We start from the raw sequence: 14,315 nt of genomic DNA, 5'->3' as shown, positions 1-14,315 counted from the left end.
TTTCCTGTATATTTATATGGTACCCATTGAGAACTATTTGGTCAAGAAGAAAGTTCTCAACGAGAACTATCCATTTGCGCTTAAGGAGTGAGAGTGGATTTTAAGGATCTGTCCTGAAGTATCTGGTTCCATTCTTCGAGAGTTTCGAACAACGAGTTTGAACTTACTCCTGCCGGGCGCGACAGCCTTCACGAATGTTTCATGTTTCCGCGTCAAGGTGCTACAACGCGCAGGCGGACTACCAATCCCACTCATATGAAAAAGCAAGGCTGTCCGTCATCGTCAAATGACGAAGGCGGACTTTCTTTTTCCTGCTGCTCCCTCGTTTCCCTTTAAAAAAGTATGAACATCAGTAGATCAGTAGCTAAGACTCCTATTGAGGTTTCTGTGTTCTGTTGCCGTCTGCCTCACACCTGCGTGTGCAACCGCTGCGGTCCATGAGTGAAAACAATTCACTCACGGTCACTCCATACTTTCTGGCTCGGGCCGACAGGGTGCGATTGATGCCAGGACTTGGGGGAGGCACCGGTTCGAACTTGAAACCACCGATGCCCCCTGATCCAGGCAGGAAATTACCGAGACCTCCGGGTTCGGTGTCAAGCAATACAAACGACGTGAAGTAGCCATAACTATGTTCTCCATCTAGAGGTGTAAAATGTATGTAGTTAACTGGGCCATTCCCCCCATCTGGATAGATAAAGAAATTAAGCTCAGGTCCACCGGGTGGGTCAATTTCTGCATTATAATCCAGCTGCGTCACCTTGTTGTCGTACACCCTTATTCCAGGCAAATGGGGAAAGGCTGTGTCGTCTGAAACAGAAAACTCCACGCCATCAATAACGACGTCAAACGCAAGCAGACCTGTATCGGCGAAGTAAGTCACCGATGGCTTGGCGGGTCCATCCACTTCATAGGTCCCGCTCCCCGTCTGTCCTGCCAGTGGACCCTCGTCAAACACAAACGTGAATCCAACCACGGCAGCGGCGGCAGTCCCTGGCAAAGCCAGACATAACAGGAAAGTGAGCAAAATCGTTCGTGTGGTCATGATACCCTCCTATCGTTGATTAGCTTGATTATTAAAAATGTGTCAGCGTTATTCCATGGCTGGAAAGATGACACGTATATTAAGGTGATCGTTTAGGGATTACGCAATCAATAAGCCAATACTGATGGGCGCGTAGACGAAGCACCAAAGTTCTAACGAAATTTGTGGAAGTCGTGTTCATCAAAATCAAAGAGTCAAGCACACGTGTATCCATTTTGATACGAGGATGTATCGGAATGGATACCTTGGAGAAGTCTTTTTGAAGATGACATGGCAAACTGTTTGAGAATTTAATTGTGAGAAACGTGAGGTTGAGAGATATGAAAAGTCCTTACAAATAGTTATTGCTGTACGACAGAAATTGTGAAATTTTTCGATTGTGTATCTTGTCCCCTTGCTTCTTGTCCGAAAATGTTCTAATACTTCCGCCTTTCTCAAATCGATCATCGCGTTAACGAGGTTTGCCATGCGTCGTCTTTCAATTTGGATTGGAGTGGTTATTCTTATTCTGGCCACTGGAGCGACGGTTGGCGGCAGTTGGCTTGGGTGCGACCAGGGTATTCATCCGGTTCGTGTGCCCGATAAATACCTTCTCAGTGAATTTGCGCTTCCGTCACCTGTACACATTCGATTTCCGAGTCAGGATGGCTTGCAGCTAGCCGGGTGGTTTTTTACCGGAAACAGCCGGGCGACTATTGTGCTAGTGCATGGACGTCGGGGATCGCGGGCGTGGATGCTGCCCGACGCCGCCTATTTACACAAAGCCGGCTATTCGGTGTTTCTCGTGGACTTACGTTATCGCGGGGACAGCGAAGGAGAGCATTCCACATTCGGAGCTATGGAAACCAAAGATGTCGAAGCTGCAATTGCCTATTTAACTACGCGCTCAGATGTCGATCCCGAACGAATTGGCGTACAAGGCACGTCGTTAGGCGGCGTAACAGCGATTCTGGCTGCGGCGAATACACCTGCAGTGAAAGGGGTGGTTGCCGAAAGTCCGTTCAAGGACTTGCACAGCGCGATTGATTATGCGTTTCAGCATGAAAAAGAAGGGGTAAGCCTACCTAAATTTCCGTTCTTAACGATAAGCAAACAAATCTGCCAAGCTCGCTTGGGTGTTGATTTTGAAGAGATCAATCCGGCCTCTGTTATTGCCAGCATCAGTCCGCGTCCGGTGTTCTTAATTGACACCACGTTGGATGATCTTATCCCTCCAGGTTCCGTCGACAGGTTGTATGAAGCGGCCCGGAATCCCAAAACCCTCTGGAAAGTTAAAGCGCAACATGGAAAGGGCTGGGAAACTTCCCCGGATGAATATGAACACCGTGTCGTGGCATTTTGGAAGCATACGCTTCCTCCCCTTCAAGCCAATCGTTCCTCGACAGCAATGAATTGACAGCATTTCGTGGTTTCTTCGATTGACAAAATACCTATGTCATTAGAGCACAAAGTGTCTTTCGCTTGCTGACGCATTTTCCAAATCTCGAATTCATCGAAGTGAACGCTCGCATAGCCTTTGACGCGTCACGGCTTTTGGCCGAATCCTCACTTCGAATCCCTGATGCCTTGCATCTGGCCACCGCACCCGTGCAACACGTTGACTGGTTTGTGACGAATGACCGGGCATTGACTAGACTCCATTAATCTTCCACTGAACGTTGGGTTGTTCTCTTACGATAGACAGAAGCAGCACGCGAATTCTTTTGGCCTAGATTCAATTCCTACCTGCTATGTATATAACGATGGCGTGTTCTTTGATTGTTGAATAAGATTGCTTTCGACTATGAAGAGCAAATACTTGTGGGGCAGCGTAAGTGGATTCCTACAAGAACAAACCCTCTTAAAAGAAGGTCTGCATCCACCATATTTACCTTAAAATTGAAGCTAGGGCTTTTCTGAATTTGCCATGTGCGCCAGTCAACAAGCCCTCCAAATTTAACGAATAACCCTTTCGGCAGTTCTAATTTAGTGTATTTTTTAAATACGGGTCCTAGCCAATTCACGGGATAAACATTGTACCACAGGTTGAGTTTTAATCCGGTAAACGTAAACGATTCACGTTTAGAAAGGGTATCTGATACGTCTCGTACAGCATTTCTTATTTTGTTGGATATCCCGGATCTTATATTAATGCGCCACCAAGGGATTTTCCCCGGGCTTTGATAATCATGGTCACGAAATCCAAAAGTGAGAACTGCTCCCTGTGTTTTAAATTCAGATCCAAAGATCACAGGCAAACCATTGTTGAGATTGAATACTTGACCAACTGATGATGGTCTTCTCCAAGTAGACCGATAGTAGCCAAGCTTGAAAGTCCAAAGATTGTAGTTGCTATAACCCTTTCCGTCTAAATGAAAATCTTGTACAGGAATATTGGGGTTTTGTCTGGCCTCTATATTATTGGCAAGGTCAACAAGGTCAATTGTATATTCCAAATCCTTAAATGTTGTGCTAAACCGAACGCTTTCTCCCGTTTCTACATTTTGCACGTCACCGGGTGGTATAGTGATGTTCCCCTGTTGATTGATCGATACGCTTGCATTTCTATCAATAAATTGAAAAGGTCTTTCGGCTATAGCTCGCCCGAAAAATCGTTCTTTTGTGAGTTGCAGGTCGCTGGAAGAAAGGAGATCAACTGCAAAATTCGAAAATGTGTATTCGGAATCGTTCTTGCCCTCACAAAATAATTGATAATCTGATGAGCATAGGAATGTTTGTGCAAGACCTCCTAGATAAGAAAGTGTTTTAAGTCGTATGTCGAGGACTAAACCTTTAATTCCTGTATTGCTTGTCTTGTTTGAATTCAGAAGGTCTTGTTGATCTGGAGTGTCGTTCAACGGCAGTTCGTAGGTGAGAGTGAGAAGCTGATCTGTTTTATAGCCTAGAGCCAAACGAGTTCCATAAGTTTGTAGTCCTTTGGTTTCAAAGTCCAGGATATTGTCCAGCCATCCCGGATCCCATCGCGATACATTGTATCGACCATCGACCGTTAGGAAGTAGTTACTAGATAATTCTGTCGATTGAAGATTTTGGTTATCTGCCTCTGTTTCTTCTTGTCCATTTTCTGACTGTTCTTCTTCTGCATAACTAGTAATTGTCCAAAATGTCAGTATGAACGTAAGAATGATTACTTTTAGAATCAGTTGCATCACTCAACTCTTAGGCGTCTTTCACTAATATTAGATAAGTTTTTGGTCACTCTAGGGCGTCGCCGGTATTTCTTGTTCTCCGACGGGTTCTTGGCCTGTGCCGACGGATCCCCATTTGAGGGTGGTATGGTATTGAACCGACACCGGGCGCTCGTTTCGAAGCGTGTCGAGTAGGGCAACCAGTTCGGCTTCATGAAAATAAATATTCAAGATGCCATTGGGCCATTGAGTGTTTGCAGGCAGCGGTTGGCCGTCTTTGATGATTCCCACATATCCAATGTATTTCCCTGTGGGATCGTTGAAATACACGAACCCGATTTGATTGCCGCCTCCTCCGCTATACCCGCTAATCATCAAGACCCGATAGGTGCTAACTTCGTGTGTCACAACCATAATATGTCCTCCTTGTTATAAGAATATGAAAGAAAAATGAGATGAAATATTTTTAATATTCATTTCATGAGCCTGCTGTGTTGATCGGCCTTAGGCCGTTGCCATCCCCGCATCAAGTCCTAGGGCGTAGAGGTCATAACTTTTTTGTATGGCGTGTTTGACTCTTTGTACCTTCGATTCCTCCGGTGAATCCCCGAGCAGATTGTAAATAAGGTCTAAGGCGTCTACGGGGTGTGTTTCTTCATATGCCGCGTGAGCTTGAATCCACTTCATGGCCTTTTTGCGCTGTCTCTCGGCAAAAAAGAGTTTATAGTTTGGACTTTCCCAGACCATCTGCGTCCATTCCGCTGTCACGCCTTCGATCGCATAGCTTGTTGCCGCCATGGCTTCGGCTAATCCGTCATCTTGGCAAACATGCCAACACCAATCTGTCACAGCGATGGCTGCCTTTGAACGCTGGGCGCTAAACAATTTCTTTCGTGGAATACCCGAGCACTGAGCCCAATCTTCATACATCTCGACGTGCCGTTGCTCGATGCGAAGATTATTGATCAACCAACCACGAGTTGTGTTAAGCCCTGGTTGTTCTCCGTAGGAACATTTCAAAAGATTGAGAGCAAGAAATTGTGGGAAACGTTCGATTAGCGGCCAGAATCCCACGAGCAAAGCCCGATGTTGAATTTGTGGAATGGTCCCATCACTAAATCGGAGCCAAGCCTCATGCTTCGCCGCAGCTTGTGCGTCTTGTTCTGTCTCCACGACGATATCCTGAATCCACTGTGGGTAACGGCCTGAATTGATGGCGGTTTCGACGGCTTTCAACATCGCGTTCCTCTTGCCTATCTGAGGTCCATACTGACAAAGGGGCCATGTCAGTTATGACGGCCTTGTCACGGTGATAGCTTCGTTAAAGTTGAGTGAAGCAAAAGGAAGGCCAGATTGGGTGACCGAGTGGATGACGTGAAGGATAGTGGTTTTTCATGCCGTAACGAGATGTCATCCTAACAACGATCTCAAGTTTTTCCCTGCGACGCGATATCTCTTCAGATACGTCGTCGTATCTGAAGAGATATCGATACCGAGCGACAGTTGGATAAACTTTCATAATATGCATAAAGAATTCATTCGGTATGGCACTTGCCTTTTCTTTATTAAAGAATCGTGAGGTGCTTACCAACATTCATTGGAATTGTACGACGATGACAGAGGAGAGGAATCATGCCCCTACATCAATACGGTATTCTCAAAGGACGACCAATTCAAAAGCGTTTGGGCATGGGGCAAAGCCCCCATTACCAAATTCATCTTGTTGATGAGGAGACGGACTATCGCATTGCCATCAACGTGAAATCGAAACTCAGTCCGTCGGAATTGTTATATGTCGTGAATGATCGGTTTCAGCACCCGTTGCTTGCAGAATTGAAAACGCAACCCATGGGGTTTACGACTCTTTCGAGCCAGCCCAATGGCTTGGCGTTGGATTTTATTCGAGGGAATCTGCTTGATCGTGCTGCACTTATTGCCCTTCCCCATGATGTGCCTGGGCCAGATAATGATTTGAATGAAAAAATTGATGCGCATGTGACGCGGGCGCTTGCGGAAGAAGATTCCGTCGTGTATGCGTTTGGTGAACGATGGGGTCCCGAGGCTAACAGTCGGGATAAATATTTTGGATTTCGACCAGGGAACGGCATTCACGATATTCATATGAATCAGGGGAACGTTGGCCGGTTTGTGAAGGATGATGGGGTCTGGCAAGACGGGGCACTCATGATTCACTTTCCCAGCGAGGATCGGTGGGTAGCGATTTTTCTGGCATTTCAGTCGCAGTCGTGGCACACCGACGATCAGACCGGGCATACGATTCCGATGGAACCTGGGAAAGATCCGCAAGGACAGATCAACATCATCGCGGCGCAGGTGAATCCCGAAGGGGGCGATGTAGGAAGAGAAACCGTCACGCTATTGAATCCAACGCCAAACCGAATTGATATCTCAGGTTGGGAAATTTTGGATAAGAACAAGAAGCGTGAGACGCTGTCCGGCGCCATAGAGCCGGGTGAAGCCGTGCGCGTGACTTTAACGGGGAACGGAGCTCAACTGTCCAACAAAGGCGGTATCATTACTCTGGTAGATCAGAATGGTATGAAGATCGATGGCGTGTCGTATACGAAAAAGGACGCTGAGCGGCAGGGATGGACACTGGTTTTCTAGGAACCTGCCCAAGATCAGACAGTTTTAAAGACTGTTCAGCAATATCTTATTCGTCATTCTATATGTGAATCGGAATCCTGCGTCATCAAGCCTTACTGGGATTTTTTCTTTTCAAGGTATGAAGAGCAAGAAGCGAAGTCTTCTCATTGTGTCGATTGTGGTTCTTTTTTCAGTTGAATGGTTTCGACACGTACCCGGGCCAATCCGTTTTCCACGTATCCTAATCGTGTAGCTGCCTCCCAACTAAGATCGATTATCCGTTTTCCGGACTCGGCATTATGCATACTCGGAAACGGCCCACGATCGTTCACTCGTACGATAACGGATCGAGCAGTTTCAAGATTCGTGACTTGGACATTTGTGGGCGTAGATGACTTTCGATGTTCCGACTGTTAGCTCATAAGCCCCCTTGATCACCCACACTGTTCCCTTTACTGTCCTCGGTACGACATTGGCTGTCCCTTTGATTATAGAACAGCCCGGCATGGCCACTCCGACCAATAAGATCAAAAGGTGAACGAAGGCGAAAGGCCGTATGACCGATACCCATAGATGGTGACGTGTCGGTGTACGTACTTGGCCGTTATGTATCAACCATCCCCACGACCGCAAGAAGTTGTTCACAAATGATCTCCACAATGCTGCGGGCTCTCGTTACAATACCATGTTGCGCTTTGGTTTTTGGGAGCAAGGGAAACGGCTCCGTAACGGCAGCTTCTCTTGCGTCATGAAATGATCTTCATCCTATGCGATTTTTGAAACAGGATTGTCGGACTGAATGGGCGCATTGGTTTATGCTTGGGGCCCTAAGCATCCTCGCATTCTTCTACAACTTGCCGTCATCGCTGTTTGGCGTGACGGAAGGCCTGTACGCGGCTGTGGCGGAGACGATGGTGCGCACGGGCGACTATGTCCATCTTACATTGCATGGCCAACCATATTTGAACAAACCTCCGATGTTTTTTTGGTTTCAAGCGGTGTCGACAAAGTTGATGGGCTGGAATGAAACGGCCTTGCGGTTTCCATCGGCTCTTTTCAGTTTTGGAACGGTGGTCGTCACGTATTGGTTGGGGCGAACATTGTTTTCGCCAACGGCCGGCTTCTGGGCGGCATTGGTCATGCTTACCAGTTATGTCTCACTGTGGTTTGGCGGAATGGCCATTATCGATCCGGCGCTGACTTTTTGTATGACTGTCGGCATCTTGGGCTTGGTCCGCGCGTACTTCCAGGAAGGAACATCCTGGTGGTACGTCATTGGATTTGTGGCCTTGGCCTTGGGGGCCATGGTGAAAAATTTCCACGCATTGATTCTACCGGTTCTCCTGTTTCTGACACTTCTTGCGATTCGTCGAGATGCCACGCCGTTTATGCGCTCTTCTTTTTGGATGGGTGTGATGATCGCGGTTGGATTGCTGGCATCCTACTATGTCTATTTGGGACAAGAATTCTTCCAGCATTATGTTTTGAAAGAAAATTTACTACGGATATCGAGGTTAGCGGGAGACACGCAAGGTAGCGTACTCGATGCGTATTTAGGGAAGCGTCCAATTGTGTGGTATGCCATCGTCATATGGTTCGACTTTTTCCCATGGTCCGTTCTGCTTCCCTCAGGACTCGGCGTGCTCTGGAAACAGCGTCCATTGTCGCATTATCCACGAGAAACATTTTTACTGTGTTGGGTGTTGGGGTACTTTCTGGCCTTTTCCTTGTTTCCGGAAAAACATGAACGGTACTTAATGCCGATGGCCCCGGGAATCGCGGTGATGGTTGGATACTTCTATCACCGGGTACTTGAGCGACGAGACCTCAATCTGTCGGAATCGGTCGTGTTTCAACGTATGCTCGGATTGGGAAGTGTTCTGTGTCTCGCCATAATTTTTGCTTCCCCCTATCTGCTGAACAAAAAATGGAATGTGCCGCTAGACCTCTTTCCATGGGTGTATCACGCAGCCATGCTTGTCGGCGTTGGCGTATTGATGTATTCGGTGTTCAAAGCACGAACAACAATGGCGTTAAAGATGCTGGGAACGTTAGCCGTTGGTCTGATGATGGGTGTTATCGTCTTTGTCATGCCGAGCATTCATGCGGTCGCATCACCGAAGCTCATGATGACTGACGTGCAGTCGTTTTTGAAAAATCCCGGTGATCCGATTCAGACATTTCAACATTGGAATTGGCGGAGCGATGAAGATTTGTATTATTGGCAGCATGTGCATAGGCATGCACGGATACTCGGAGAAGGATTAGGTTTTGAGGATGCGCTGGAGACCCTACGTCAAGAAGTGGGACAAACCGGCGAGGTGGTTATCCTCATGACGGCTGAACAATATCAAAGCCTGATGCGTTCGGCGCCAAAGTTAACCATTTCGATTTTACGAGCATTCCAAAGACCGAAAAAGGACATTCTGTTGGTCTCGATACAATTGACGGTGTCCGGCACCGATCATTCTGCATCGTCGTCATGAGAAATGTTCCGCAAGCCGTTCACCGATAATCTTCGATTTGGAGCGCGTTTCAACGCCTGCTCAAATTCTTTTTTGGCCTGTTCAGGTTGTTTCAATACGGTATAGACTTCTCCCAACAATTCATGCGTGGGTTTGATTGGAATCGGAGGTCCGTAGTCATAGGGTACGCTCTCTTCCAAGGCTGCGGCCTCCTGCAAAACCGTTAATGCCAGTTGAGGGTTTGATGCGTGAAGGAGAATCAACCCTTCAAGCTCTTTCGCCATGCTGTGCACTGCCACGTCATCTTGAGAGAGAGACGCTGATTCTTGAGATTCAAGTCGAGTATTCAACTGCTCGAGTATTTGCCTGGCTAGAGACAGATTTTTCGTCTTGACCGCACTCATCCCGATGGCAAAGAGTTCACTGGCGGCAAAAGACAGCCGTAGTCCGCTTCGATCTTCGTTGAAATGACTGGTCTCCCATTCCTGAGTCTCGATGGTATAGATGGCTCGCATGGACGCTCGATATTCTCGGGCATAGCGGGATGGAGACTGTTGGGCATCTTCTTCAATGATGGTTAAAGTACGCTTAGCTTCCTTGTGCTTTCCGATTTGGAGGTAGGCGTACATGAGCCACTTCAGCGTGTGGTAGGGCCTGGCGAGTATTGTGAGACCTTGCTGCGCGATTCGTGCTTCGCTTGATGCCCACGAGGCTTCATTGGCGGCGATGACGTCCTCCCACATCCCTAAGGCCATGAAGATGTGCGATGGCATATGTTGCGCATGCGAGGCGGCTGGAGCGAGTGACGAATAGATTTGAGCTGCATGTAAACCCAAAGGTGCGTGAATGGGGTCATCATAGGAATGAATTAAATAATGAACGGCGCCTGGGTGTTTGGGATTGTTCCGAAAAACATGTTCCGCAATGGCTGCCGCTCGCATATACGTTGCCGTGTCGCGTTTGCCTTGCGTATTCCCCAGCAAGGCTAAGGCAGAAAAGGCTTTGGCTTCGAGGTCATGAGGAAACTCTTCAGAGAGTTGGCGCATCGCGTCGGCATAGGCCTGGTCGCGCGCCTGTTTGTTTCCCGTTCCATACAGAGCTTCAACTGCCCGTAGGTATCCTTGTTCTCGCTTTGTCGGGGCTTTGGCTAACCGAGCGTTCGGGTCTGAGGCAAGTCGAGAAAGTATGGCGCGACCTTCTTTGAGATTTTGTTCGCCCCATAGTGGGTGATTTTCAGTCATCGCTTCCCCCCAATAGGCCATGGCAAATGTTGCATCGAGTTGTTGCGCCATCTGAAAGGCCTCTTTCGCATCATCATATTGAAAATTATGGAGAAGGAGGACTCCGCGAAGAAACCATGGTTTCGCGTCGGGGGCTCCCGATGTCGGAAAATCAATCTGTCCGAGTCCAACGATGGATGGTTCTGTTTTTTCCGATGAGTCAGCGAGGACAACAGTTGCAGTTGCTACCCATAAAAGTCCAGTCAGTCCCAGGATGGGCAAGAAGTGATTCGACCATCGCTTCATGGAGCCACCTTTGAAACATTCGATTGTGCATCTCGAACAAAACCTGTCCGGTTGGGCATGATGACGGCTGGAAGTGTGTGAGCATTCATGATGGTGGATTCTTCGATGATCCCGTTACGAAACAGTATCCAAGCGACTACGGCGTAGACTTGTTGAGAAGATAAGGACTGTGGGGCGTTCAATGGCATGGCCCGATAAATATAATCGTATAATGTCGTGGCAAACGGCCAATAGCTTCCTACGGTCTTTAAAGGCTGATCGGTCTTGAGTGTGCCGTGACCTCCAATGAGGATTGGCATGGGACCTTCTACTCCTGTCGGGCCATGGCAGGGTGCGCACATGTTCTCATAGACAATTACGCCTTCTGCGGCGGTACCCTGTCCCAATGGGAGGCCATCCCCATTCGGCGCGATATCGATATTCCACGCTTGAATCTCCGCCTGTGAGGCCGGTCGGCCAATATTGTATGTTGGCGTATGCTCAAACTCGGCTGCAACAGAAGCAGGCGCCGAGACAAAGATACACATGACAGTGAGAAACCACATGGATGTGGGAAGCCATCCGTCAGACGTGAACATTTTCAACATGCCCTTTTTGAGTAATCTTCCAACTTTGAATCGCATTGTTGTGATAGTAAGAGTTGAGCCCACGAACAGCCACAAGATCGGCAAGGGCCGGTTGAACATAGCCGGTCTCGTCTTGGCAGCGACTCTGAAGGATTGTTTCCTGTCCGTGCCACTCCCAGGCCAATCGAAAGCGTGTGTGGCACATTGGCAGAACGGGTTGTTGTAACGCAGCGGCTTGCCAAGACTGTCCACCATCCGTACTGACATCGACATGGGTAATCCGGCCACGTCCGGTCCAGGCCAATCCTCGAATTTCGACGAACCCGGGTTGTTCCAATTGTTGTCCGCCAGAGGGGGACGTGATGACCGACTTGGCTTCCATGTCAAAGGTAAATTGGCGAGCCGTTCCATCGGACATCAGGTCTGTATATTTTGACGTTTCTTCCCGAGTCATGGCGGGGCCGGTCATTAGTTTAAGGCGACGTACCCATTTTACGCAGGTATTACCTTCCCAGCCCGGAATAAGCAGTCGGAGTGGATAGCCTTGTTCCGGGCGTAATGGTTCACCATTTTGTGCATAGCAAAGCATGGCCTCTTTGAGAACGGCTGCAAGCGGGAGACTGCGAGTCAGTGCCGCGGCATCACTCCCTTCGGCCAGTACCCATGTGGCTTCTGGTTGAATGCCGACTTCTTGAAGGACAGTCGATAACGCTACGCCGGTCCATTCACTTGTACTGGTCAGGCCATGAGTTTCTTGAACGGTGCGTCCTTTCGGAGCGTTCCATTCTTTCCCAGAATTTCCAGAACATTCAATAAACGCTAGGCGAGACTGGGCAGGCAATCGTTTGAGTTCCTCTAGCATAAACATCATGGGCTGACGAACGAAGCCATGTACCAAGAGGCGATGTTTCTGAGGGTCAATGTGAGGAACGCCATTATGATGCCGTTCAAAATGGAGAGCCGAGGGTGTGATGATTCCGGATAACTGCTGAAGCGGGGTCAGTGATCGTGTGGAAGAGGTCAACCGTTGAGCCCGTTCAAACACCGCCCGTGTTCCATAAGCAGAAGCTTCCGTGCCAGGAGTACGAGTCGGGTCGTTGGGAGAAGATGCGCTAGTTGCCGATGATGGGGCTAGCATGTGGGCTGCCGCAATTCCCAATGTCGACGAAGCGGTGATCAGAAACGTTCGACGATCAAGAGGAGAGTCTGTTTCCGATTTATCTGGATGCCCAGTGTGAGATTGTGGGTCTTTGGCGGATGGAGCATCGTTCTTCTTACTCATACAGAATCTCCTGACTGTCCTGTCGAGACCTTATGATTCTTTCATTATAAGAACCGAAAGGCTGTGACTTCCACTGGAAGTGTGAAGGCTCCAACGAACATACGGGAACCATTGCGGATATAGAAGATGAAGTCAAGTGGGAGAGGCCGAGGTTAGGAACGAGAAACAATGTGAATTGTTTACGATAGATGGTCTAGCAGATTCATTGGCGTTATAGCCGTTCCAGTTATGCCGAATCAGTTACATGTCGATCCACTGAATGCTGCTTGACCCTTCGTTATTGAACCGTCAATTGTATACAGGGCATCCAGGCGGGCATAACTTTCCTCTATGTTTGCGCTGTGTACATGATGTACATTCGGTTGGAAGTTATTTGGTTTCGCTATAAACGATGCGTTTCATAAGGCGAGTCTCTCGTGAGGCAATGGCAGGAGATTCTTGACCACAAAGACCGACAAAAAACGAAACATCAGTCCGAAGGCGACATGTTGGAGACAGCCAACCGTTCCATTGACGTAGAATTCGTGTCAGAACTAGGTGAGTCATCTTCGTGCTTCTGTAAGGGCATGATGACGTGTATCGGTGAGGTAATGTGAGAAGTCTCCGCTATTTGATGTAATCGTCTGAGCATCCATGGTGTCAAGAGTTGGCCTTTGGGAATCAAGATCTTTCCGGTTGTATCGGTGATCGGTTCTCCGACAATCATATTCGGTTCGAGTTCTTCTAATTCGAGTGTGCTCACGGATTGTTGTTGCTCGGGGACAAAAACGGCATAGAGCGCTTGGAGGACGTCAGGGTCATAGAATCCTGTTCGACTTTGAAGTTCTTGGAACGCGTCTACTCTTGGAATGTTTTTCGTGCGAAGTGTGTCAAAGTCCAACGCGACTTTCAGGAGCCGGGCCCCTAAGGGAATGTCATACCCCTTCATTTCGTTTCTAGGTGTTCCCGAACCATCGAAATGTTTCAATTGATATTCAATCATCATTGAGACTTCTTTCATGCGTGGAATTCTTGCGAGGAGATCTGCTCCAGTTGGAGGGCATTGTTCATAAGTTTGTGTTTCTTCCGGCGAGAGGGATTCGCCTTTGTTAATTTTTCCGAATAATGTGTTGGGAGCAATCACGTAACCGATTTGCGACAGTGATGAGGCTATTTCGAATTGCCAGATGTTTGGTAACTTCATATATTCGGCAAGACCTTGCACATAGCGCTTAATCCGTGACGCCTTCCCAAAGGCCTCAGGGGCCATAATGGCCAATACATCGGCCAAGGCTTTCAGGCTTCCGGTGAGTGTTTCTTCTAAGAGTTCCTTTTCCGCATGCATGAGGTGATACTGTTGAATGCCGTCGGAAACCGCTTTGATTAATGTTTCCGGGGGGCAGGGTTTATTCAGAAACCGGAAAATGGCTCCTTCATTTACGGCATCAACCACCGCAGTCATATCCGCTTGTCCCGACAGCATCATGCGAACACTATCCGGGGCAAGGGCTTTGACCATGGCCAGAAATTGTGTTCCGTTCATTCCCGCCATCCGGAAATCTGAAACGATAAGAGGAAATGGTCCATGGGTCGCTACCATCGAAAGTCCTGCATCCGCTCCCTCGGCAATTTCAACCTGAAAGAACTTGCGAAGACTTCGTTGATATCCCTCTAACACCAACGGTTCATCATCGACAAATAGAACCTTTTCCATGAT

The 14,315-nt window shown here is 48.2% G+C and carries 12 protein-coding genes and 1 pseudogene; 4 read left to right on the top strand and 9 right to left on the bottom strand.

The features are described from left to right. Positions 1–373 precede the first annotated feature (373 nt). Complete coding sequence (locus ACWHX8_RS19925; RefSeq protein WP_447969881.1) at positions 374–1,045, bottom strand: hypothetical protein; 672 nt, start codon at positions 1,043–1,045, stop codon at positions 374–376. Positions 1,046–1,511: 466 nt separating this feature from the next. On the opposite strand from ACWHX8_RS19925, the gene ACWHX8_RS19920 reads away from it, so the two are divergent. After that, positions 1,512–2,441 (top strand): alpha/beta hydrolase, encoded by a 930-nt coding sequence (locus ACWHX8_RS19920; RefSeq protein WP_447969880.1) that lies wholly within the window; start codon positions 1,512–1,514, stop codon positions 2,439–2,441. A gap of 41 nt (positions 2,442–2,482) precedes the next feature. Beyond that, positions 2,483–2,689: a type II toxin-antitoxin system VapC family toxin gene (locus tag ACWHX8_RS19915; protein ID WP_447971937.1), complete on the top strand. Its 207-nt coding sequence runs from the start codon at positions 2,483–2,485 to the stop codon at positions 2,687–2,689. 137 nt (positions 2,690–2,826) lie between these two features. Here the strand turns inward: ACWHX8_RS19915 and ACWHX8_RS19910 are convergent, their stop codons facing one another. From ACWHX8_RS19910 to ACWHX8_RS19900, 3 genes are all read right to left on the bottom strand, one after another. Continuing rightward, positions 2,827–4,194: a hypothetical protein gene (locus ACWHX8_RS19910; protein WP_447969879.1), complete on the bottom strand. Its 1,368-nt coding sequence runs from the start codon at positions 4,192–4,194 to the stop codon at positions 2,827–2,829. Between the two features lie 51 nt (positions 4,195–4,245). Continuing rightward, positions 4,246–4,587: a hypothetical protein gene (locus tag ACWHX8_RS19905; protein ID WP_447969878.1), complete on the bottom strand. Its 342-nt coding sequence runs from the start codon at positions 4,585–4,587 to the stop codon at positions 4,246–4,248. Positions 4,588–4,677: 90 nt separating this feature from the next. Next, on the bottom strand, positions 4,678–5,412 hold the full coding sequence (locus ACWHX8_RS19900; RefSeq protein WP_447969877.1) for a TenA family transcriptional regulator: 735 nt from the start codon (positions 5,410–5,412) through the stop codon (positions 4,678–4,680). A 393-nt stretch (positions 5,413–5,805) separates the two neighbouring features. Between ACWHX8_RS19900 and ACWHX8_RS19895 the strand changes: the two genes are divergently transcribed. Beyond that, positions 5,806–6,801: a DUF2278 family protein gene (locus ACWHX8_RS19895; RefSeq protein ID WP_447969876.1), complete on the top strand. Its 996-nt coding sequence runs from the start codon at positions 5,806–5,808 to the stop codon at positions 6,799–6,801. A gap of 143 nt (positions 6,802–6,944) precedes the next feature. On the opposite strand, the pseudogene ACWHX8_RS19890 reads toward ACWHX8_RS19895, so the two are convergent. After that, positions 6,945–7,163 (bottom strand): annotated as a pseudogene (locus tag ACWHX8_RS19890) (septal ring lytic transglycosylase RlpA family protein); the annotation flags it as partial. 384 nt (positions 7,164–7,547) lie between these two features. Here ACWHX8_RS19890 and ACWHX8_RS19885 point away from each other — a divergent pair. After that, entirely contained in the window at positions 7,548–9,266 is a 1,719-nt protein-coding gene (locus tag ACWHX8_RS19885; protein WP_447969875.1) for an ArnT family glycosyltransferase, read from the top strand. Here ACWHX8_RS19885 and ACWHX8_RS19880 read toward each other — a convergent pair. The 4 genes from ACWHX8_RS19880 to ACWHX8_RS19865 form a co-directional block, all read right to left on the bottom strand. Further along, positions 9,245–10,771 carry a hypothetical protein gene (locus ACWHX8_RS19880; protein WP_447969874.1) on the bottom strand — a complete coding sequence of 509 codons (1,527 nt, stop codon included), beginning with the start codon at positions 10,769–10,771 and terminating at the stop codon, positions 9,245–9,247. The two genes, ACWHX8_RS19885 and ACWHX8_RS19880, sit on opposite strands and share 22 nt — an antisense overlap. Continuing rightward, positions 10,768–11,349: a c-type cytochrome gene (locus ACWHX8_RS19875; protein ID WP_447969873.1), complete on the bottom strand. Its 582-nt coding sequence runs from the start codon at positions 11,347–11,349 to the stop codon at positions 10,768–10,770. Before ACWHX8_RS19875 ends, ACWHX8_RS19880 begins: the two co-directional genes overlap by 4 nt. Continuing rightward, positions 11,336–12,619 carry a sulfite dehydrogenase gene (gene soxC, locus ACWHX8_RS19870; protein WP_447969872.1) on the bottom strand — a complete coding sequence of 428 codons (1,284 nt, stop codon included), beginning with the start codon at positions 12,617–12,619 and terminating at the stop codon, positions 11,336–11,338. Before soxC ends, ACWHX8_RS19875 begins: the two co-directional genes overlap by 14 nt. A gap of 469 nt (positions 12,620–13,088) precedes the next feature. Continuing rightward, on the bottom strand, positions 13,089–14,312 hold the full coding sequence (locus tag ACWHX8_RS19865) for an HD domain-containing phosphohydrolase (RefSeq protein WP_447969871.1): 1,224 nt from the start codon (positions 14,310–14,312) through the stop codon (positions 13,089–13,091). Positions 14,313–14,315 lie beyond the last annotated feature (3 nt).

It is taken from the genome of Nitrospira sp. M1, from assembly GCF_965152605.1.
The sequence above is the reverse complement of the archived record's forward strand: the minus strand, read 5'-3'. Positions and strand labels throughout refer to the sequence as shown.